Genomic DNA, 19,321 nt, shown 5'->3' on the forward strand with positions numbered 1-19,321 from the left:
CCGACAGGCAGCAAAGCGGCGACGGCGGGCGTCGGGTTGAGCTCGCTTCCCGGCTTTCCAGAGACGCAGTTTCGCGCAGAGTATATTCGTCTGGATTGTCCACATACCGGGCAAACACTGGATTCTGGGGCGCTGATTGTCGGTGGTCGGTGCTTGGATTTCTCTATGACAGCGATCGCCACCCCCAGACACCGAGTGTCGGTGGCGACCGCCCGTGTCCACCAGGAGCTCGACGCTGTGGCCGGGGCGTCGGTGTGGTCGATGGACGCGTCCGAGACCGCCGCCACGCTTGTCGCGCTGGATCGTGCCGAGGCCAAGCTCGCGGAGCTGAAGGCCCGCGTCGCGGCCCACGCCGACGACCTCCACGTCGGGCAGGACGTGGCCGCCTCGAGTGCCGCGAACTGGCTGGCCCACCAGACCAAGCAGACCCGCGCCGAGACCGACCGGACGGTGCGGCTCGGGCACGACCTCGAGCAGCACCCCCTGACCCGCGACGCGCTGGCCGCCGGAGACGTTTGTGTCGACCAGGCCCGCGTGATCGTCCAGGCCGTCGACCGGCTCCCCGCCGAGGCGCGGTCCCGGGCCGAGCAGCACCTGCTGGCCGAAGCGCAGCACCACGACGCCAAGACGCTGCGGGTCCTGGGCAGGCGGCTCTACGAGGTGATCGATCCCGATGCCGCCGACGCCGACGAAGCCGCCCTCCTGGAACGTGAGGAAGCGGCGGCCATGAAGGCGTGCCGGCTCACGCTCCACGACGACGGCCACGGCACCACCCACCTGCGCGGCCAGATCCCCACGTTCCACGGCGCCGCACTCCGCAAGATGCTCGCCGCGATCACCGCCCCCAAGCACCAACGCGCCACCAGGAGCGCCGGCGCGGAGCAGCTCCGCGGCCCCGACGCCATGGGGCAGGCGCTCTGCACGCTGATCGAGCGCTACCCGGTCACGCAGCTGCCCAAGCTGGGCGGCCTCAACGCCACCCTCGTCGTCACCATCACCGAGGACTCGCTGTTGGGACGCGTCGAGCGCGCCGGCCTCCTGGACACCGGCGACCGCATCTCCCCCGGTGCCGCCCGGCGGCTGCTGTGCGAGGCCGGCGTCATCCCGGTCGTCCTGGGGGGCGACTCGATGCCCATCGACGTCGGCCGGGAGCGGCGGTTCCACCCCACGTACCACCGCCTCGCGATCACGGTCCGCGACCAGGGCTGCCGCGCCGAGGGCTGCGACCGCAAGCTCGGCCTCCACACCCACCACGTAGACCGGTGGGCCGACGGAGGGACCACCACCGTCGACCAAGGCATCAGCCTCTGCCCGTGGCACCACTCCCGCATCCACGACACCACCTACGCGACCACCAAGCTGCCCTCCGGGAAGGTCGCCTTCCACCGGCGGACGTAGACCGGAGATCTTGATCCACCAGGTGCATCAGAATCTCCGCTGGAACGCTCGCGCGCCCGACCGCAGGTCGGCGTCCTCCCGATAGGCGCCAACTGGGCGTGCGGGAGGAGCCGTCAAGGGCGCGAAGCGGCGAAGCGAACCCTTGACGGCGGAGGACGCACGCCCATCCTTGGCGCGCCGGGAGGACGACGACAGCCACACGACACCCAGGAGCAACGGCTCAGGTGCGGTCGACGACCATCACCGGCCCGGCGGCGTGCTGGAGGACGGCGCGCGTGACCGGGCCGAGGTGGGCGCCGCCGAGGAGGCGGGGGCTGCGCCGGCCGAGCACGACGACCGACGAGGTCCCCGTCGCCTCGACGAGGGCGTCGGACGGACGCTGCCATCGGACGTCGAGGCGGGGCGCGGTGTCTCCGGCGTCCAGGCACGGCTTCAGCGAGCGCTGGATCTCATCGGTGGCGTCCCGCATCCAGCGGAGGCGGCCGTCGTCCATGAACGCCAGGTCCTGGTAGGGCTCGGCGAGCCACACGGCATGCAGGACGACCAGCGGACGGCCGGTCTCCCGGGCGTACGCCGCCGCCGGCGCGACCTGGCACCAGGCGTCCTCGGGGAGGTCGACGCCGACCGTGATCCGCAGCTCCTCCGGCGCCGGCTCCCAGCCCCGAGGTACGACGACGACCGCGGCGGGCGCATGGGCGGCGACCCGGGACGAGACCGACATGGTGAGGATCCGCTCGACCGTGCCGGCGTCGCGCCGTTCGAGGACCACGAGGTCCGCTTCGGCCGCGCGCTCGGTCAGGGTCGCCGCGACCGGGCCGTACCGCAGCTCGGTCGACACCGGTACCTGGTCGCCGAGGACGGCGCGCGCCTTCGCCGCCGCCTCGGTGAGCACCACCCGCCCGACCCGGCCCATCGCCTGGTCGATCGACTGGATCTGGCCGGCGTCGGCCGGGGCCACGAGCGAGTGCACCACGTGCACGAGCTCGAGCCCGGTCCCCCGACGGGCGGCCTCGGAGGTGGCGACGCCGAGGGCGCCGGCACCGACGCCGTCGGGGCCGACCGCGAGAACCACGCCGTACTCGTTGCTGGCCATCACGGACCTCCCTGCTCGATCGGGGCGTCGGGTGCGCCTCTCTGCTCCCAGCGTCCGCCCGGTCGGTCCGCGGCATCAGAGGCCTTCGTCCCAGCACGCGGCGCCGTTGGGCCCCGTGGCGAGCAACCTCAGTCGAGCGCCGCGAACAGCTCGTAGACCATCAGTGCGGGCCACACGAGGCCCTCGAGCACGGCGAGCCCGTGCTCCCAGAAGCCGTCCGCCTGCTGCCAGAACCACACCCACGCACCGAAGATCCCCAGCGCGTAGAGAGCGCCGCCTCCGGCTGCTGCACCGCTGTCGCTCATGTCCGCTCCTCCCGTGGTGGTTGGACCCACGGTCCCGCTCAAACGTGGCGCCGACCAGGGCCGAATGTACCGAGACCGCCTCAGCGCGCGAGCCGGCAGCGCGCGAGGAACGCGTCGTCGGACCGGGACTCGAGGAGCTCGACGAGGACGCCGTCGTGGGTGGTGCCGTAGCAGACAGCAGCGATGCCGCCGCTGGACTCGGTGACGCCGTGGTGCCACCGCACGCCGGCGGCGAGCGACGAGCGCATGCCGGCGATGCCCGCGACGTCGAGGCAGAGGTGGTTGACGCCCAGGTCGACGGGCCTGGCGGGAGCGACGTCGGCTCCCCCGTCCACGACGACTTCGACCGGGCCGGGCACGGGCGGCAGGGGGTGCGCGTCAGGGTCGGCCACGCGCACGCGTACGCCGACCAGCCCGCGCGGTCCGTCGCCGGCCTCGACCAGTGACACCGGGGTCCCGTCCGGGCAGGTGACGCCGCCGGTGGCGGTGCCGGGCGGCACCGCCCACACCAGACCGGCGACACCGGGGGCGCCCGCGGGCAGAGGCGCAGGGGTGGGCGAGGCGAAGGAGAACAGCTCCAGGAACGCCGCATCGGTCCGCAGGATCGACACGGACGCCGCCGTCCCGGCGGTGGCGAGCGACTCGTCGGCCGGCGCGGTGCCGACCGGCCACGAGAAGCAGTCGTGATCGACCGCCCCCAGCGAGCTCCAGAACGAGCGGGCGCGATCGAGGTCGGCCACGCTCACGCCGACGTGGTTGAGGGCGACGACGCGCGGCTCGGTCACGGCGGCAACCTACCGTCGCCGGCGCGGCAACCGCAGAGCATCGGCACACGCGCGTGCGCCCGTGCTGACGGCACTGTCCGACTTCCACAGCCGCGGCGACGTCGTCGTCGGCCCGCCCTTCGTCCGGGGAAGTTAGCCCGAACGGGTGAACATGCGCCTACCCCGCGGGGGTACTGCATTCGCCATGACCACCGTCTCGTACAACGCCCGGGAGCGTCGTGTCGTCATCGACGACGACGGCTGGCCGGTCGACGCCGATCGCGTGGCCAGCGCGATCACCGCCTGCGGCGAGCCCGACCACCTCCTCGTCGTCGACCTCACCTACCTGCCCTCCGTCCCCGCAGCCATCAGCGACGCCGTCGACGCCGCGTGCCGGGAGCTCCAGGCCGGCGGCTGCCCGGTGCGGGTGTGGACGGCAGCCCCGGTGTCCGCCTGAGTCAGGCGCGCACGTAGTCGCGGCCGCGACGTACGACGAGGCCGAGCTCCGCCATCTCGTCGAGCCAGCCACGCATCGGCCACTCGCCCCAGAGGTCGCAGTAGAGCCGCCCGTTGCGGAGGATGTCGTCGAGGTGCTCGACCGGCGGGCTGCTGACCGGGTGGTGCTGGTGGTAGGCCCGCGCAGAGCCCACCCAGCTGAGGCAGAGGCCGGCCGCGGCCACGCGCTGGCCGAAGTCGGTGTCCTCCCCGCCGTAGCCCACGTAGCGCTCGTCGAACCCGCCGGATCGGTGCCAGGCTTCGGCGGACAGCGCGTAGGACAGCGACCAGAAGAGTGCCGGGTCACCGCCGTGCTCGACCTCGCCGGGGGCCGGCGCCGGACGGGCGGGGTGGGGGTCGTCGAGGTCCGCCAATCGCTCCAGCGGGTAGCCGCCGGGTCCGGCGGGATCGAGGTAGGTGACCGGACCCGCCCACACGTGCCCCGGGTCCCCGCGAGCGACGTCGGCGTAGCCCGACACCAGACCGGGACCGGCCAGGCAGTCGACGTCGAGGCCGACCAGCACGTCGCAGCCGAGGTCGCACGCCAGGTCCATCCCCCAGTTGCGTGCCGCCGCCAGCGGCAGGCCACACGGGTCCACGTCGATCGGTACGACGTGCGGCCGCGGGTCGTCGCCGAGCACCGCCTCGAGGTCCGGGTCGCCCATCGCGACGACGACGTAGACGTCAGGACGCCCGGGCGACCTGGCCAGCGTCTCCTGCTGGGCGCGCAGGTGCTCGTGCCGCCCGTGGGCGACGGTGACGACGCCGACGCCGGTCATCAGGCGGCCTCGGCCAGCACCTGGGCGAAGCGGCGCGCCGCACCGCCGTCGCACCAGCCCGCCCAGCCCGCACCGTCGAGCGTGGACGCCCGGTGGAGTCGCTCGCGCCAGCCGCCGGTCGGGAGGTCCTGCTCGACGAGCGCCGGCCAGCCGCCCTCACGCAGCGCCGCAGCGGTCACGTGCTGCTCGTCGTGCGGTCGGGGTCGCGGCACCACGACCGCCGGACGTCGCGCCGCGGCGACCTCGGCCAGGGCGTTCTGGCCGGCATGGGTCACGACCACGTCGGCGTCGAGGACCAGCTGGTGCGGTTCGGCACACCACGGCCCGGGCGGTCCGCAGACGAGCCACTCCCAGTCCGGTGCGGACCCGACGGCGCGGGCCAGCAGCGCGGGGTCCCACCCCTCGTCGCCGGCCCCGCCCAGCACCAGCACGCGCGGCGGCCCCGGTCGTCGCGCGCGCCCCAGCGCGACGGGGAACCGGGACAGGCCGCCCACCGCGCGCACCCGGGTCAGCACCGCCTGGTCGAGCCCCGGCAGGAGCGCGCCGGTGGCGGCGGCCGGCCAGGTCGCGACCAACCGCTCGGAGACGTCGAACCCCAGCCGGTGCGCGACGTCGTCGCGGCGGCCCGGCACCAGCACGGAGACGACCGGCACGCCGTGCAGCCGGGCCAGCAGGGCGACCTCCACCGAGACGTCCGCGACCAGGAGCCGCGGCCGCTCCCGCTCGATCCAGTGCGACACCTGGTGCATGCGCCGCCGCAACCCGTCCTGGCCCAGCGGAGCCCAGTGCATCCGGCCTCCGGCAGACGGCTCGCCGCCACCGTGGTCGTCGCGGTCGAGCCGCACCCAGTCGCCGGCGTGACCGGCGGGCGGGTCGAGGGAGGACAGCACCGTCACCGGCTCGTCGAGCTCGGCACCCACGGCCATCGCCCGGTGCAGGTGACCGCGCCCCTGGTGGTGCACGTACCAGCCGATCACGCCGCGACCTCGCCGCCCGCGAGCGCGAGGTAGCGGGCCTCGTACTCCTCGATCATCCGGGCGGCCGACAGCCGCTCCACCGCGTGCGCCCGGACCGTACGACGGTCGCGGCGGCGCGCGCGGTCGAGCGCGACCGCGAGCCCGTCGACGTCGCCCGGCATCGCGAGCGCGCCGACCTCGTCGTTGACCAGCTCCGGGAGCGCGCCCCGGGCGTAGGCCGCCACGGGCGTCCCGCACGACATCGCCTCCGCCGCGACCAGGCCGTAGGGCTCGTCCCACTCCGGCGTCACCACCGCGACCGCGGCCCGCCCGAGCAGGCGGGCCAGCGCCCGGTGGTCGAGATGGCCGACGTGCACGGCGTGCGGCCCGAGGCGGGGCGCGATCGCCTCCTCGAAGTACGCGTCGTCGGTCACCGGCCCGGCCAGCACGAGGGGCAGGCCGGCGACGCGGGCCGCGTCCATCGCGTCGTGCGGCGCCTTCTCGCGCACCAGGCGACCGGTCCACACCACCGGGCCGCCGCCGGGACCCCACGGCCACGCATCGGTGTCGACGCCGTTGAGCACCGGCGCGCTCGTCACGACGTGCGCCCACGCCTGCGCCGTCCACCGGCTCACCGCCGTGAAGGCGGTCGCGCCCGGCGCCGCGAGGATCGCCGACTCCAGCCACGGGAGCGGCGGCGTGTGGAGGGTCGTGAGCATCGGCACGTCCAGCATCGGCGCCATCGCGACCGGGAGGTGGTGGAGGCTGTGGTTGTGGACGACGTCGTAGCGGGACGCGCCGCCGTCGGCCAGGCCGAGCATGAGTGAGAGGTAGGCGTGGTGCTCGGCCATCCACCGCTCGGGCGGTGCGTTGACGTCGCGGCCCGCGACCCGGCTCGAGCGGAACTCCACGGCCTCCAGGGAGGTCACGCGGAGGGCGGGGTCCGACCCGGCCGCGGCGAAGAGCGAGACCTCGTGCCCCCGCGCGACCAACCCGCGGGCGAGCTGGTGCACCAGCGCCTCGAGGCCACCCGCGAACGGCTCGGCGACCGGGTAGGCACTGGACGCGATCAGGCAGATGCGCACGCCGTCACCTCAGGACCGACCGGTAGAGCGCGTCGTGTGCGTCGGCGACGGCCCGGCGCTGGGCACGACGCTCCTCGACGTCGGCACCGAGGCGCGGCCGCTCGTCGTACGCCGTACGGATGGCCGTCGCCAGCGAGTCGGCGTCGTAGGAGGACTCGTCGTGCCCGTAGGACAGCACCGGACCCTGCTCGGCGAAGAAGCCGCACGTCGGTGCGACGACCGTGGTGCCGAGGTCGCGACACGCCTCCAGCCACCCCGAGTGGGTGCCGAAGCGGTAGGGCAGCACCGACACGTCCAGGCTGCCGAGGTAGCGCCACAGCTCCTCGTCGGACAGGAAGTCGTGCACGTGCAGCTCGAGGTCGCCGGCGTCGGCGCGGGCGCGGAGGTATGCCGCGAGGTCGTCGTCGCGACGGGCACCGTCGTCGTCGAGCACGTCACGGTGCGCGTTCACCTGGAGGACGGCACCCGGGAGCCCGCGCACCGTCTCGACGAGCGTCGGCAGGATCGTCGCGGGGTCCATGCTCGGCCGGAGGCTCTTGACGTGCAGCCCGACCCGGAACAGCCGGGAGGCGTGCCGCTGGGCCTGGCGGTCCTGCGTGCCCGCCATCGTGGGCAGGTCGACCACGTGGGGGTGCGGGAGCACCACCGTGTCGTCGCGCCCCCAGCGACGCTCGATCTCAGCGGCCGCACCGGGCGTCAGCGTCACGAGCGCGTCGGCGGCCGGCACCAGGACGTCGAGGTGGGCCTCGTGCGCGCCGGGGTCCTCGTGGTGCGGGTTCCGGAGGTCGTGCACGGTGAAGACGAAGGGCTTGCCGCGGCTGCGCAGCACGTCCACCAGGTCGGCGAGCCGATCGGGATCGCACGCGTCGAAGCCGAAGTGCAGGTGGAAGACGTCGAAGTCCGCGCGCGCCGCCCACTCCGGGTCGAGCATCACCGGAGGCCACCACACCGCTCCCGCGGGGTGGGTCGGACGGCAGGGGTCGGGGTCGGGCAGCCGCTCCGGGCCCCCGCCCTGCTCGGGCGAGAGGTGCCGGACGTAGACGTGACCCGAGGGCACGGACGCGACGAGGGTGGACACGCCACCTGGTACCCGTGGCGGGTCCAGCCACGCGACCCGTAAGGGTGAGTCAGACCGCGAACCGCTCCCACACGCGGTGCAGCGCCATCTGCTCCTGCACCCGCCCGAGCACCTCGGGACCGCTCTCGCCGCGCACGATCCCCGGCGTCCCGGTGATGCCGGCGGCCTCGAGGGCCGACGGCCCAGCACCCCACGCGCCGATCACCTTCGCGTGCCGGAAGCACTCCTCGAGCAGCAGCACCACGCGAGGGTCGACGCTGGGGGTGTCGCCGGCGCCGGCCTTCTCGTCGCGCAGCGGCAGCGCGTCCGGCGCCGGCACCGGAGAGCCGGCGACGAGGACCGCGTCGAGCTCGACCGAGCGGACGGTCGCGAACGTGCGCTGCGCGACCAGCCCGTCTCCGACCTGCCCGCCGCGCGGAGCGATCACGAGCGGCACCATGCCGGCGGCGAAGATCGCCGTGCGCACCTCGGCGACTCCCGCCAGGTCGCCGTCGGGGTCGACGACGATGCCGACCATCCGCCCGTCGGACGGCCACTCCTGGCCGACCTGTGAGAGGGCGGGGCTCGGCTCGGCGTCGACGAGCTCGAGCGTCGCGTCGGGCACCGGCAGGCCCAGCCCGGTGGCGACCTCGGCGCAGAGCCGCGCGTCGATGTTCGCGAGGCACTGCAGCTGCCGCTCCTTGACCGCCTGCTCGTAGCACTTGCCGAGCTCGAACGTGTACGCCCGGATGATGTGCTGCTGCTCGACCGGCGACATGCTCAGCCAGAACTGCCGCACCTGGCTGTAGTGGTCGTCGTACGACGCCGGGTTGGCACGCACCTTGGTGCTCTCCGCGACCCGGACCGCCAGGTCCTCCATCGCCCGGGCGTCCCCCTCGACAGCAAAGGGGCAGCCGCCGTCGAGCGAGTTCGGCCTGTACGGCGCGGCGCCGACGTGCACCGCGTGCTGGTGGAAGCCGTCGCGCAGCATGTCGTTGACCGGCGCGTGCGGCCGGTTGATCGGGATCTGCGAGAAGTTGGGCCCGCCGAGCCGGGTCAGCTGGGTGTCGACGTAGGAGAAGAGCCGCGTCTGCAGGAGCGGGTCGTCGGTGACGTCGATGCCGGGCACCAGGTGCCCGACGTGGAACGCCACCTGCTCGGTCTCGGCGAAGAAGTTGGTCGGGTTGCCGGTGAGCACCATCATCCCGACCGGCTGCACGGCGGCGAGCTCCTCCGGGACGATCTTGGTCGGGTCGAGCAGGTCGATGCCCGCGAACATCTGGTCCGGCTCGTCCGGGAACACCTGCAGGCCCAGCTCCCAGGCCGGGTAGGCGCCGGCCTCGATCGCGTCGTAGAGGTCCCGGCGGTGGAAGTCGGGGTCGATGCCGCCGAGCAGCTGCGCCTCCTCCCACGTCAGCGAGTGCACCCCGAGTCGCGGCTTCCAGTGGAACTTCACCAGCGCGGTCTCCCCCGCGTCGTTCACGCAGCGGAAGGTGTGGACGCCGAAGCCCTCCATCATCCGGTAGGAGCGCGGGATGCCCCGGTCGGACATGTTCCACATCGTGTGGTGCTGGGCCTCGGTGTGCAGCGAGACGAAGTCCCAGAAGGTGTCGTGGGCGCTCTGCGCCTGCGGGATCTCCCTGTCCGGGTGCGGCTTGCCGGCGTGGATCACGTCGGGGAACTTGATGCCGTCCTGGATGAAGAAGACCGGGATGTTGTTGCCGACCAGGTCGAAGGTGCCCTCGTCGGTGTAGAACTTCGTCGCGAAGCCGCGGGTGTCGCGCACCGTGTCGGCCGACCCGCGGGAGCCCAGCACGGTCGAGAAGCGCACGAAGACCGGGGTCTCCTCGCCCTCCTGGAGGAAGGCGGCGCGGGTGACGGTGTCCGCCGTGCCGTAGCCGACGAAGACGCCGTGCGCCCCGGCCCCTCGCGCGTGCACGACGCGCTCGGGGATCCGCTCGTGGTCGAAGTGCGTGATCTTCTCGCGCAGGTGGTGGTCCTGGAGCAGCGTCGGACCGCGCTCCCCCGCCTTCAGCGAGTGGTCGGTGTCGCGGACTCGCGCGCCCTGCGAGGTCGTCAGCCACGCGTCCTGCTGGGCCCGGGCGTTCGCCGGCGCCCCGCTGTCGGCGCCGGTGGCGGTGAGGTTCGCGGGCTCGGCCTGGTCCGCCTTCGGCGGCAGCGGGTCTCGCGGTTCGGTGGGCTCGGCGACGGTCGGCGGCTCCGCGCCCGGTACGCCGGGGACGGCCGGCTCGGCCTTCGACGCCAGTCCGTTCACGACCTTGTCGAACGTGTCCTGGGCAAGCTGCTTGAGGTCCATGACTCTCCTGATCTGAGCGCTGGATGGATGGAGCAGGGATGGAGCAGGTCAGTGCTGGGGCTTGGTCATCCGCGCGAGGATCGGTGCCGCGAGGGCGTCGGGCAGGTGGGTGCCGAGCTCGGCCTGGACGCGGTTCATGAAGGACCCGGCGACGACGCTCGCCTTGCCGGCCATCAGCGCCTCGTAGCCGTCGCGGGCCACGTCGTCGGCGTCGTCCTTGTCCTCCATCTGGCCGATCCGGGTGTCCTCCATGTCGGCCCGCGAGAAGAACTCCGTGTCGGTCGGCCCCGGCATGAGCGACGTGACGGTCACCCCGGTGTCCCGCAGCTCGGTGCGGATGCCCTCGGCGAAGGAGTGCACGAACGCCTTCGAGGTGGCGTAGGTGGCGTGGTAGGGCCCGGGCGCGACAGCGGCGATCGACGACGTGATCAGCAGCCGCCCCTGCCCGGCGGCCACCATCTCCCGGGTCAGCAGCTTGGCGAGGTGGACCGTGGACCGGACGTTGAGGTCGACCAGCGCGAGGTCGTCCTCCAACGCCGTCTGGTCGAAGCGGCCGTTGACGCCGATGCCCGCGTTGAGCGCCGCGGCGTACGGCGTGCGGCCGGTGTCGCGCACGGCGTTCCACGCGGTCTGGACGCCGTCCGCGGTGGTCAGGTCCGCCTGCACGGCGATGGCCCGGCGACCACCCGCACCGAGCTCGGCCGCAGCACTGTGGATGCGGTCCTCGTCGGCGACCACGACGACGTCGAAGCCGTTGTCCACGAACTGCTGGGCGAGCGCGCGGCCGATCCCGGTGGAGGCCCCGGTGACGAAGGCGAGCGCGGTCTCCTGCTGCTGGTCCATGCGTCCAGGTATCCGTGCCCCGGACCGCCCAACCCCCCGTAGGGGTGGTGGGGTGGGCGACCTACGCGGCCGGCACCAGCTCGTCGTGCAGCCGCTTGAGGATCTTCGCGAGCAACCGGGACACCTGCATCTGCGTCACGCCGATCTCGGCACCGATCTCTGCCTGCGTCTTCTCCTGGAAGAAGCGCAGCTCGACGATCCGCCGTTCCCGCTCGGTGAGCTTGGCCAGCACGGGCCGCAGCAGCAGGCGGGCCTCCGCGAGCTCGAAGCCGGTGTCCTGGAAGGGCAGGGTCGAGCCGATCGTGCTCTCGGCGCCGTCGTCGTGCGCGGGCACGTCGAGGGAGACCGGGGTGAAGCAGCCGACGGCGCCGAGGGCCTCGATCACGTGGTCGAGGTCCATCCCGAGGTGCTCGGCGATCTCGGTGGGGCGGGGTGCCCGACCCAGCTGCTGGTAGAGCTCGGCCTCGCAGGCGGTGATCTTGCCCTGCGTCTCCTGGATCGACCGCGTGGGCCGAACGGTCCACCCGTGGTCACGGAAGTAGCGACGCACCTCCCCCCGGATGGTGGGGATCGCGAAGCTGAGGAAGTCGTGGCCGCGCTCGGGGTCGAAGCCCTGGACCGCCTTGACGAGACCGAGGTAGGCGACCTGCTCGATGTCCTCGTCCGGGATCCCCCGGTCGCGGAAGCGACGGGTGGCGTCCTTGGCCATCCGCAGGTTGAGCCGCACCAGCTCGTCCTCGATCGCGGACCGCTGGGCGGCGTCGGTCGCCTCGGCTCGACGGCCGAAGAGAAGGGTGGTGCGTTCGCGGCGCTCCTCACGGGGAACCGATACGGGGGTGGGGCGGTGAAGGTGGGGCACGGGGGTTTCGCCTCCTGGTTACCGGACGCACTGCGGCCTGTTGCTGGACCGCTTCCAGTAACTGCCACTCGTGGGTGTCCGCGAAACCACCCCAAGGGGGGAGTCGACCGGGCGTGTGAGACCGGGCCGACCGGATACCGGTGGGCCCCATCGCCGACCCGAGAGGACCCGAAGATGACCACCGCACGCGAGATCATGACCAGCGGCGTCGAGTGCGCCGGAGCCAACGAGACCGTCACCGAGGCGGCCCGGAAGATGCGCGACCTCGGTGTCGGCGCGCTGCCGATCTGCGGAGACGACAACCGGCTCAAGGGCATGATCACCGACCGTGACATCGTGCTCAACTGCGTCGCCGAGGGCATGGACACGACTCAGACCAAGGTCCAGGACTACGCCGGCGGCGAGGTGGTGACGATCGGCGCCGACGACTCGATCGAGGACGCGCTGGCGACGATGAGCCAGCACGGCGTACGCCGGCTGCCGGTCATCGACGGGCACGACCTGGTCGGGATGATCAGCCAGGCCGACATCGCCAAGAACCTCCCCGAGGAGCGGGTCGGCGACCTGGTCGAGGCGATCTCGGCGGCACCCAGCGACTGACCCCGCATGACCGGGCCGCGTCGACCAGCGCCTGGTCGGGCCTGCTCCGCGACCGCGGTCAGGTGACCCGCACGGGGAGGCCGCGCGCCGGCAGGGTGGGGATCCGCGTCGGGTCGTGCGCCGTGTCGGTCGTCGGCTGGTAGTCGATCTTCGCGAGCACCCGCGCGGTCTCCGACAGCATCCGCACGGTCAGCGGCTCGCCCGGGCACCGGTGCCCGGTGTCCGGGTAGCCGCCGCCCTGCGGGACGAAGCCGAAGGGGTCGGGCGGGATCCCGGCGAAGCGCTCCGGCAGGAACGCCTCCGGCTCTGCCCACATCGCCGCGTGCTGGTTGGTGCCAGGCACGTCCAGCACCACGAGGTCACCGGGCTCGACCGAGGTGCCGTCCAGCTCCGCGGGACGGCGCGCCCGGCCGGCGAGCGCAGGCACGAACGGGCAGGTGCGGCGCACCTCGTGCCCGAACGCCGCCCCCTCCTCGGGGCGGTCGACCCGGTCCCGCCACTGCGGGTGCCGCGCCAGCTCGCGGGCCAGGAACGTTCCGGGCCAGGCCACGGCCACCGTGGGCCGCAGCACGTTGAGGAGCTCGACGCCGGCCACCCGGGCGGGGAGCTCGGCACCCGCACCGGTCGCGATCTCGGCGAGGACGCTTCCTGGTCGGGGCGCCGGCCAGCCACCGCGCGCTCGGAGCACCAGGCGGGTGGCCCAGCGGTCGGCCCAGAGGCGGGCCGCCCAGGCCCTCGGGTACGCCGCCGCCGCGCCGCCGAACCCGTCGACGATCGCGGCCAGCCGACGGCTCGTCCGGCGGACCTGGTCGGGCGCCGCCGCCACCCCGGCCCACGCCTGCACCGCTGCGCCGTACACCTCGACGAGCTCGTCGAAGACGACGACCTCGCGACCGGGCCACCCCACCACGCGTCGCTCCAGGTCGAGGCCGATCGTGGTCGCGAGGTCCTCGGTCCGGTCCTCGGTCAGCAGGTCGAGGAACATCCGCTTCCGCGCGGCGTGCTCGGCGCCGTCGGTGCCGTGCACGGCGCCGCGGCCGAAGAGCAGGGCCGCCAGGGGTGGCGGCACCGCGCCGCGGCGCTCGATGACCGAGGTGTCGTAGAAGAGGCTGGCGCCGTCTCGGCCGCGCAGCACGATCGCCCGGCGACCGAGCACGGTCGTCTCGAAGGCGTCGGCGCCGCCGTGCCGGCGACGAGCGCGCGGGATCGCCAGGTAGCCCTGCCTGAGCAGCTCCGCGGCGAGGTCGCGGGCGACGGGAGTCAGTGGCTGGCCTTCCCGCCCTTGCGGCCGGCCTCCTTCTTCTGGGCGGTCGTGCCGCCCTGCTTGCTGCTGCCGCCCGTGCCGGACTGCTGGCCGCCGTGCTTGGACGCGTCCTCGGAGTTCGCGATCTTCGCGGCGCGCTCCTTCGACATGCCCTTGTCCTCGAGGGCTTCGTACTGCTTCTCGTTCTTGACGTTCGACGACCTGCTGGGCATCACGCACCTCCTGGGAAGTCCCTCCGCCCGAGTACCCGGCGACCCGCTCGCCATGCGACCGCATGACCCGGCACGCGACGGGCACTGCACCAGAAGACCTGAGAGGAGAGAGTGATGGCCGCAGGAACCGCACCACAGCACCAACAGGACCCGTCGACCGGCGAGCTGGTGTCCCGGCTCTCCAGCGAGATCTCGCAGCTCGTCCGCGACGAGCTCCAGCTGGCCCAGGTCGAGGTGACAAGGAAGGCCAAGCAGGCGGGGATCGGCGCGGGGATGTTCGGCGCGGCCGGAGTCCTCGCCCACTACGCCGGCGGCGTGCTGATCGCGACCGCGATCCTGGCGCTGGCCCTCGCCCTCGACGCGTGGCTCGCCGCGCTGATCGTCGGCGTGGTCCTCCTCGCCGCGGCCGGCGTCGCAGCTCTCGCCGGCAAGAAGCGGATGAGCAGGGCGGCGCCGCCGGTCCCGACCCAGGCCGTCGCGAACGTCCGCGAGGACGTGCAGACCCTGCGCCACGGGAGCGGGTCGTGAGCGGCACGGGCAACGACGTCGACGCCATCCAGGCCGACGTCGAGCGCACCCGCGAGGAGCTCGCCGAGACCGTCGACCTGCTCGCGGCGAAGCTGGACGTGAAGGCCCGGGTCCGCGACCAGGTGACGACCGCCGACGGACGCCCCACGCCGGCCGTCCTGGCCGTGGCGGGCGCCCTCGCCGGTCTCGTCGCGCTGGTTGTCGTCCTCAAGATCCGGCGTCGGTGACGGGGATGGCCAAGCACGCTGACGCCGCGACCGACGACCGTGAGACGCGGACCGACCTCCCCCAGCCCGACGACCCGCGCAAGCCCGAGTCGCCGCCCGAGCTGACGAAGCCCTCCTGGCGCTACGTCGCGCGCAAGACGTTCCGGGAGTTCTCCGACGACGAGTGCACCGACCTCGCGGCCGCGCTGACCTACTACTCCGTGCTGGCGCTCTTCCCGGCGGCGATCGCGATCCTGTCGCTCGTCGGCCTCTTCGGCCAGGGCGACGAGACCGTCGACACCCTGCTGCAGATCCTTCGCGACGTGGGTGCCAGCAGCGCGGCGGACACCCTCGAGCCCACGCTCGTCGAGCTGAGCAAGTCACAGAACGCCGGGCTAGGGCTCCTGCTCGGGCTCGCGCTGGCGCTGTGGTCGGCGTCCGGGTACGTCGGCGCGTTCGGGCGCGGCATGAACCGGATCTACGAGGTCGCCGAGGGCCGACCCGTGTGGAAGCTGCGCCCGGCGATGCTGCTGGTCACCCTGGTCACCGTCGTGCTGACCGCGCTGGTCGCGCTCGGTCTGGTGCTCACCGGCCCGGCCGCCCAGGCCGTCGGCGACGCGGTCGGGCTCGGCGACACCGCCGTGCTCGTCTGGAGCATCGCGAAGTGGCCGGTGCTCCTGGTCGTGGTCGTGATGATCGTGGCGCTGCTCTACTACGCGACGCCCAACGTCAAGCAGCCCCGCTTCCGCTGGATCAGCGTCGGCGCCGTGGTCGCGATCCTCACCTGGGTGGTCGCGTCGGCCGCGTTCGGGTTCTACGTCGCCAACTTCTCCAGCTACAACCGCACCTACGGCTCGCTCGCCGGCGTCGTCGTCTTCCTGCTGTGGCTCTGGATCACCAACCTCGCGCTGCTCTTCGGCGCGGAGCTGGACGCCGAGCTCGAGCGAGGTCGCGAGCTGCAGGCGGGCATGCCCGCGGAAGAGGTCATCCAGCTGCCGGCCCGTGACACCCGCAAGAGCGACAAGGCCGCGCGGAAGGCCGAGAAGGACGTGGAGCGTGGCCGCGAGCTGCGGCTCTCGCGCGGCAAGCCCGAGGACGAACCCGAGGACGAAGGAGAGCAGGCATGACCACCAAGCCCGAGAAGCGGACCAGCCGGTCCGCGAAGATCCTCTACCGCCCCTGGGGCCTGGCCGCGAGCATCATCGGCGGCATCATCGCCGGGCAGGTCTTCCAGCAGGTGTGGAAGCGCGTCGACCCGGAGGCCACCGACGACCCGCCGAAGCCGTTGCAGTCGGAGTACCCGCTCGCCAAGATCCTCGTGGCCGCGCTCATCCAGGGCGCGATCTTCTCCGTCGTCCGGGCGCTGATCAACCGCGGCGGTGCGCGCGCGTTCGAGCGCTGGACGGGCGAGTGGCCGGGCGACTGACCCTCAGGGCTCGCGCCGCTGGCTGACCGGTCCCTGCCGCACGGCGCGGCGCAGGCCGTCGACGATGCTGCGCGGGCGCAGCACCGCCGTGTCGCCGTGGCCCGGTGCCGACAGCGCCTCGACCATCTCGGCGAGCACGTCGAGAGCGTCGTGCGCGGGCACCCAGCCGAGCTCGTCGCGAGCCCGACCGGCGTCGAGGACGGGAGCGTTCCGGGCCATGTCGACCCAGCCCGCGTCCACCGGCTGCACGTGCGCGTGCCACGAGAGGCTCGCGGCCGCCCGCAGCACCGGGAACGGCACGTGCACGGGGCGGGCGTGCAGCGCCCGCGCGATGTCGTCGCGGCCCAGCACCGGCTCGGCGACCAGGTTGAACGCGCCCGGCAGCGTGCCCTCAACGGCGCGGACGATCGCGTCCGCCACGTCGTCGGCGTGCACCACCTGGAGCGTCAGCCGACGGTCGAGGGGCAGGACCGGCACGTGGCGCAGCGCGACCGCCGGCACCAGGGTGGGCAGGAAGTAGCGCAGCTGCGCGCTGCCCGCGGGGTGCTGGCTGATGATGCCCGGCCGGGTGCGCGTCACCGCGACGTCGCTGCGCGCCTCGAACGCGTCGAGCAGCCGCTCCGCGGCCGCCTTGTGCCGGCTGTACGGCGAGGACGGGATGCCGTCGGTCGGCCAGTCCTCCCCCACGGGCGCGCTGTCGCGACGCGGCGAGTAGGCGCCGATGGACGACTGGTGCACCAGGTGCGGCACGCCGGCCTCGGCGACGGCGTCCAGCACGCGCCGCGTGCCGCCGACACCGACGGCCTCCAGGTAGTCGATGCGGTGCGTGGGCTGGAAGCCCCACACCAGGTGCACCACCGCGTCGGCGCCGCGGAACGCGTCGACCAGCGCCTCGTGGCACTCCTCCGCCAGGTCGGCCTGGACCCAGACGACCCCGCCCGGCCCGGCGGGCGTGTCGGGCGGACGGCGTACGACGCCCACGACGTCGTGCCCGCCGGCGAGCAGCCGGCGCACCACCGCGCTGCCGACGTTGCCGGTCGCGCCGGTGACCGCTACGCGCATCATGACCTCCGGGTGAGAGCGAGGCGGCCGAGCCGCCGGGCGGCGACGGCGGCGCGCGCGGCGTTGCTGCCCGCCGCGCCGTGGACCCCGCCACCGGGATGGGCGGACGCCGAGGCGAGGAAGAGGCCGCGCACCGGCGTCTCGGGCCGGCCGGTCCCGGGGATCGGCCGGAAGACCAGCTGCTGGTCGAGCTGGGCGGTGCCCCCGTTGATGGCCCCGCCGATCAGGTTGGCGTCGCGCGCCTCGAGCTCGCGCGGGCCGAGCACCCGGCGGGCGCGCACGAGGTCGCCGAAGCCGGGAGCGAGGCGCTCCAGCCGCGCCTGCATCCGGTCGGCCAGCCGCTCGCAGTCGTCGTGGTGCCACGCGCCGGTGATGCCGTCGTCGCCCGCGTCCTGGCGGACGTCCTGGGGCATGTGGGTGTAGGCCCACACCGACTCCGTGCCGGCGGGCGACCGGGTCGGGTCCGTCGTGGTCATCTGACCGGCGAGCAGGAAGGGACGGGCCGGCACCGCGCCGCCGCTGATCTGCGCGAACGTCTCGGTCAGCTCGGCCACCGAGTCGGCGACGTGCACCGTGCCGGGCGCGTGCGGGGGCGGCACCGCCCAGGGCACGGGCCCGCTGAGCGCCCAGTCGACCTTGAGCGTGGAGGGGTCGAGGCGGAAGCCGCGCATCCGGCGGACGGTGCGCGCAGGGAGGTCATCGGGGCTGACCAGCCGCCCGTAGAGGTGCGGCGCCGCGACGTCGGCCAGCACGGCTGCTGCCTCGATGCGCTCGCCGTCGACGAGGCGTACGCCGGTCGCCCGCCGGTCGGCGACCTCGACGGCGGCGACCTCGGCCGAGCAGCGCAGCGTGCCACCGGCGGCCTCGAAGCGGCGCACCAGGGCCGCCGTCAGCTCACCGGCGCCGCCCTCGGGCACCGGCCACCCCACGGTCTGACCGAGCATCGCCAGCAGCATCGCCATCAGGCCGGACCCGGGCGCGTCGAGGGGGATGTCGGCGTGGCTGGCGTTGCCGGCCAGCAGCAGCCGCGCTGCCTCGCCGCTGAAGCGCTGGCGGGCCAGGTCGCCCGCGGGCATGAGCAGCGTGCGCACGAGGTCGAGGCCCCCGGCGCGGGGCACCCGGACCGCGGTGGCCAGGCCGGCGCGCACGGGTGGGAAGGGCGAGACCAGCGCCGTGACGAGCTGGTCGCCGATCCGGTCCCAGGTGTCGCAGAGCGCCAGCCAGGCCTCGCCGTCGCCCGGGCTCGCCTCGTCGAGCAGGGCGGCGCTGACGGCGCGGTCGCGGTGCAGCACCGCCCACGACTGCGACGCGGGCACGAAGTGCCCGAGGACGGCCGGGGCGTGCCGCCACCGGAGCCCGTGCGCCTCCAGGCCGAGGCCGCGGACGACGGGCGAGGCGGCGGCGAGCGGGTAGAAGGAGCTCATCGTGTCGTGCACGAACTCCGGGTCCACGTCGCGGTCGCTGCGCACCGCTCCCCCGGGCGTCGGCTGTGCCTCCAGCACCAGCACCGACCAGCCCGCGTCGACGAGCAGGTTCGCCGCGACCAGGCCGTTCGGCCCGGCGCCGACGACGACGGCGTCCCAGGCGCGGCCCGGGTCAGGCACGTGACTCCATGCGGCTGGCGCGACGCTCGGCGACGTACGCCAGGCGCCGCAGGGCCTCGTCGTTGCGCCACTTCAGGCCGACGTCGCGCACGACCTTGGGCACCAGCAGCGCAGGCCCCGAGACGGCGTCCTCGTCGATGACGACCCGGGTCTCGGCGCCGATCGCCTCGAGGCGGATCGTCACCCGCGCGATCCCGCTCGGCTGGGCCCGCGCGTGCAGCGTGAGCGACGCGCCGGGCGTCACCTCGACGACGTCGGTGGTGTCGTCGACGAGCAGCGGCCAGGTGCCGACGGAGTGGTGCAGCCGCGTGCCGACAGCGGGCCAGCCCTCGTCGACGTCGCGCATGCGCGACGCCCCGACCACCCACAGCGGGTAGAGCCAGCCGTCGGCCAGGACCGCCCAGACCGCGTCGGCGGTCGCCTTCATCGTGCGCTCGTTGGTCGCCATGTCCTGGGGGTACCCATCGC

The 19,321-nt window shown here is 73.8% G+C and carries 22 protein-coding genes; 7 read left to right on the forward strand and 15 right to left on the reverse strand.

The window, feature by feature from the left end:
- The first annotated feature begins 201 nt into the window (after positions 1 to 201).
- On the forward strand, positions 202 to 1,398 hold the full coding sequence (locus HZF07_RS05950; RefSeq protein WP_309504564.1) for an HNH endonuclease signature motif containing protein: 1,197 nt from the start codon (positions 202 to 204) through the stop codon (positions 1,396 to 1,398).
- 220 nt (positions 1,399 to 1,618) lie between these two features.
- On the opposite strand, the gene HZF07_RS05955 is transcribed toward HZF07_RS05950, so the two are convergent.
- From HZF07_RS05955 to HZF07_RS05965, 3 genes are all read right to left on the reverse strand, one after another.
- Complete coding sequence (locus HZF07_RS05955) at positions 1,619 to 2,491, reverse strand: universal stress protein (protein WP_157340194.1); 873 nt, start codon at positions 2,489 to 2,491, stop codon at positions 1,619 to 1,621.
- 128 nt (positions 2,492 to 2,619) lie between these two features.
- The gene (locus HZF07_RS05960; RefSeq protein WP_181644854.1) at positions 2,620 to 2,796 is read right to left on the reverse strand and encodes a hypothetical protein; all 177 of its coding nucleotides are present in this window, start codon (positions 2,794 to 2,796) and stop codon (positions 2,620 to 2,622) included.
- Positions 2,797 to 2,876: 80 nt separating this feature from the next.
- Positions 2,877 to 3,581 carry a VOC family protein gene (locus tag HZF07_RS05965; RefSeq protein ID WP_157340195.1) on the reverse strand — a complete coding sequence of 235 codons (705 nt, stop codon included), beginning with the start codon at positions 3,579 to 3,581 and terminating at the stop codon, positions 2,877 to 2,879.
- 184 nt (positions 3,582 to 3,765) lie between these two features.
- On the opposite strand from HZF07_RS05965, the gene HZF07_RS05970 reads away from it, so the two are divergent.
- Positions 3,766 to 4,017 carry a hypothetical protein gene (locus HZF07_RS05970; RefSeq protein ID WP_157340196.1) on the forward strand — a complete coding sequence of 84 codons (252 nt, stop codon included), beginning with the start codon at positions 3,766 to 3,768 and terminating at the stop codon, positions 4,015 to 4,017.
- Position 4,018: 1 nt separating this feature from the next.
- Here HZF07_RS05970 and HZF07_RS05975 read toward each other — a convergent pair whose 3' ends face one another.
- The 7 genes from HZF07_RS05975 to HZF07_RS06005 all read right to left on the reverse strand — a co-directional run bounded on the left by HZF07_RS05975 (position 4,019) and on the right by HZF07_RS06005 (position 11,951).
- Complete coding sequence (locus tag HZF07_RS05975) at positions 4,019 to 4,834, reverse strand: glycosyltransferase family 2 protein (RefSeq protein WP_157340197.1); 816 nt, start codon at positions 4,832 to 4,834, stop codon at positions 4,019 to 4,021.
- A complete protein-coding gene (locus HZF07_RS05980) occupies positions 4,834 to 5,811 on the reverse strand; it encodes a glycosyltransferase (protein WP_157340198.1) in 978 nt (325 codons plus the stop codon). The genes HZF07_RS05975 and HZF07_RS05980 overlap by 1 nt, the downstream gene beginning before the upstream one ends.
- On the reverse strand, positions 5,808 to 6,875 hold the full coding sequence (locus HZF07_RS05985) for a glycosyltransferase (protein ID WP_181644855.1): 1,068 nt from the start codon (positions 6,873 to 6,875) through the stop codon (positions 5,808 to 5,810). The genes HZF07_RS05980 and HZF07_RS05985 overlap by 4 nt, the downstream gene beginning before the upstream one ends.
- 4 nt (positions 6,876 to 6,879) lie before the next feature.
- The gene (locus HZF07_RS05990) at positions 6,880 to 7,953 is read right to left on the reverse strand and encodes a glycosyltransferase family protein (RefSeq protein WP_181644856.1); all 1,074 of its coding nucleotides are present in this window, start codon (positions 7,951 to 7,953) and stop codon (positions 6,880 to 6,882) included.
- A gap of 49 nt (positions 7,954 to 8,002) precedes the next feature.
- Entirely contained in the window at positions 8,003 to 10,249 is a 2,247-nt protein-coding gene (locus tag HZF07_RS05995; RefSeq protein WP_157340199.1) for a catalase, read from the reverse strand.
- A 48-nt stretch (positions 10,250 to 10,297) separates the two neighbouring features.
- Positions 10,298 to 11,092 (reverse strand): SDR family NAD(P)-dependent oxidoreductase, encoded by a 795-nt coding sequence (locus HZF07_RS06000; protein WP_157340200.1) that lies wholly within the window; start codon positions 11,090 to 11,092, stop codon positions 10,298 to 10,300.
- 61 nt (positions 11,093 to 11,153) lie between these two features.
- Positions 11,154 to 11,951 carry a SigB/SigF/SigG family RNA polymerase sigma factor gene (locus HZF07_RS06005; RefSeq protein ID WP_309504568.1) on the reverse strand — a complete coding sequence of 266 codons (798 nt, stop codon included), beginning with the start codon at positions 11,949 to 11,951 and terminating at the stop codon, positions 11,154 to 11,156.
- Between the two features lie 174 nt (positions 11,952 to 12,125).
- On the opposite strand from HZF07_RS06005, the gene HZF07_RS06010 reads away from it, so the two are divergent.
- The gene (locus HZF07_RS06010; protein WP_157340201.1) at positions 12,126 to 12,551 is read left to right on the forward strand and encodes a CBS domain-containing protein; all 426 of its coding nucleotides are present in this window, start codon (positions 12,126 to 12,128) and stop codon (positions 12,549 to 12,551) included.
- 58 nt (positions 12,552 to 12,609) lie between these two features.
- Here HZF07_RS06010 and HZF07_RS06015 read toward each other — a convergent pair whose 3' ends face one another.
- Positions 12,610 to 13,707, reverse strand: a complete 1,098-nt coding sequence (locus tag HZF07_RS06015; protein WP_157340202.1) for a cytochrome P450 — start codon at positions 13,705 to 13,707, stop codon at positions 12,610 to 12,612.
- A 104-nt stretch (positions 13,708 to 13,811) separates the two neighbouring features.
- Positions 13,812 to 14,027: a DUF7218 family protein gene (locus HZF07_RS06020; protein ID WP_157340203.1), complete on the reverse strand. Its 216-nt coding sequence runs from the start codon at positions 14,025 to 14,027 to the stop codon at positions 13,812 to 13,814.
- Positions 14,028 to 14,141: 114 nt separating this feature from the next.
- Between HZF07_RS06020 and HZF07_RS06025 the strand changes: the two genes are divergently transcribed.
- From HZF07_RS06025 to HZF07_RS06040, 4 genes are read left to right on the forward strand one after another with little or no spacing between them, the layout of a single operon-like run.
- Positions 14,142 to 14,555, forward strand: a complete 414-nt coding sequence (locus HZF07_RS06025; RefSeq protein ID WP_157340204.1) for a phage holin family protein — start codon at positions 14,142 to 14,144, stop codon at positions 14,553 to 14,555.
- Complete coding sequence (locus tag HZF07_RS06030; protein ID WP_181644857.1) at positions 14,552 to 14,782, forward strand: DUF3618 domain-containing protein; 231 nt, start codon at positions 14,552 to 14,554, stop codon at positions 14,780 to 14,782. Before HZF07_RS06025 ends, HZF07_RS06030 begins: the two co-directional genes overlap by 4 nt.
- A gap of 5 nt (positions 14,783 to 14,787) precedes the next feature.
- The gene (locus HZF07_RS06035; RefSeq protein WP_157340205.1) at positions 14,788 to 15,888 is read left to right on the forward strand and encodes a YihY/virulence factor BrkB family protein; all 1,101 of its coding nucleotides are present in this window, start codon (positions 14,788 to 14,790) and stop codon (positions 15,886 to 15,888) included.
- On the forward strand, positions 15,885 to 16,187 hold the full coding sequence (locus tag HZF07_RS06040; protein ID WP_157340206.1) for a DUF4235 domain-containing protein: 303 nt from the start codon (positions 15,885 to 15,887) through the stop codon (positions 16,185 to 16,187). Before HZF07_RS06035 ends, HZF07_RS06040 begins: the two co-directional genes overlap by 4 nt.
- 3 nt (positions 16,188 to 16,190) lie before the next feature.
- Here the strand turns inward: HZF07_RS06040 and HZF07_RS06045 are convergent, their stop codons facing one another.
- Genes HZF07_RS06045 through HZF07_RS06055 form a run of 3 tightly spaced genes read right to left on the reverse strand, consistent with a single transcriptional unit; the run spans position 16,191 to position 19,301 of the window.
- Positions 16,191 to 17,252 carry an NAD-dependent epimerase/dehydratase family protein gene (locus HZF07_RS06045; RefSeq protein ID WP_232523018.1) on the reverse strand — a complete coding sequence of 354 codons (1,062 nt, stop codon included), beginning with the start codon at positions 17,250 to 17,252 and terminating at the stop codon, positions 16,191 to 16,193.
- Positions 17,249 to 18,853 carry a phytoene desaturase family protein gene (locus HZF07_RS06050; protein WP_181644858.1) on the reverse strand — a complete coding sequence of 535 codons (1,605 nt, stop codon included), beginning with the start codon at positions 18,851 to 18,853 and terminating at the stop codon, positions 17,249 to 17,251. The genes HZF07_RS06045 and HZF07_RS06050 overlap by 4 nt, the downstream gene beginning before the upstream one ends.
- The gene (locus HZF07_RS06055; RefSeq protein ID WP_157340207.1) at positions 18,846 to 19,301 is read right to left on the reverse strand and encodes an SRPBCC family protein; all 456 of its coding nucleotides are present in this window, start codon (positions 19,299 to 19,301) and stop codon (positions 18,846 to 18,848) included. The genes HZF07_RS06050 and HZF07_RS06055 overlap by 8 nt, the downstream gene beginning before the upstream one ends.
- Between the last annotated feature and the right edge of the window lie 20 nt (positions 19,302 to 19,321).

This window comes from Nocardioides agri (genome assembly GCF_013778305.1).
Classification (GTDB): domain Bacteria; phylum Actinomycetota; class Actinomycetes; order Propionibacteriales; family Nocardioidaceae; genus Nocardioides; species Nocardioides agri.

Excerpts from the sequence above, each read along its gene's own strand:
- HZF07_RS06025 (WP_157340204.1), top strand. The coding sequence starts at position 14,142 with ATGGCCGCAGGAACCGCACCACAGCACCAACAGGACCCGTCGACCGGC.
- HZF07_RS05955 (WP_157340194.1), bottom strand. The coding sequence starts at position 2,491 with ATGGCCAGCAACGAGTACGGCGTGGTTCTCGCGGTCGGCCCCGACGGC.
- HZF07_RS06020 (WP_157340203.1), bottom strand. The coding sequence starts at position 14,027 with ATGCCCAGCAGGTCGTCGAACGTCAAGAACGAGAAGCAGTACGAAGCC.
- HZF07_RS06055 (WP_157340207.1), bottom strand. The coding sequence starts at position 19,301 with ATGGCGACCAACGAGCGCACGATGAAGGCGACCGCCGACGCGGTCTGG.
- HZF07_RS05975 (WP_157340197.1), bottom strand. The coding sequence starts at position 4,834 with ATGACCGGCGTCGGCGTCGTCACCGTCGCCCACGGGCGGCACGAGCAC.
- HZF07_RS05970 (WP_157340196.1), top strand. The coding sequence starts at position 3,766 with ATGACCACCGTCTCGTACAACGCCCGGGAGCGTCGTGTCGTCATCGAC.
- HZF07_RS05960 (WP_181644854.1), bottom strand. The coding sequence starts at position 2,796 with ATGAGCGACAGCGGTGCAGCAGCCGGAGGCGGCGCTCTCTACGCGCTG.
- HZF07_RS06000 (WP_157340200.1), bottom strand. The coding sequence starts at position 11,092 with ATGGACCAGCAGCAGGAGACCGCGCTCGCCTTCGTCACCGGGGCCTCC.
- HZF07_RS05995 (WP_157340199.1), bottom strand. The coding sequence starts at position 10,249 with ATGGACCTCAAGCAGCTTGCCCAGGACACGTTCGACAAGGTCGTGAAC.
- HZF07_RS06045 (WP_232523018.1), bottom strand. The coding sequence starts at position 17,252 with ATGATGCGCGTAGCGGTCACCGGCGCGACCGGCAACGTCGGCAGCGCG.
- HZF07_RS06010 (WP_157340201.1), top strand. The coding sequence starts at position 12,126 with ATGACCACCGCACGCGAGATCATGACCAGCGGCGTCGAGTGCGCCGGA.
- HZF07_RS06040 (WP_157340206.1), top strand. The coding sequence starts at position 15,885 with ATGACCACCAAGCCCGAGAAGCGGACCAGCCGGTCCGCGAAGATCCTC.
- HZF07_RS06035 (WP_157340205.1), top strand. The coding sequence starts at position 14,788 with ATGGCCAAGCACGCTGACGCCGCGACCGACGACCGTGAGACGCGGACC.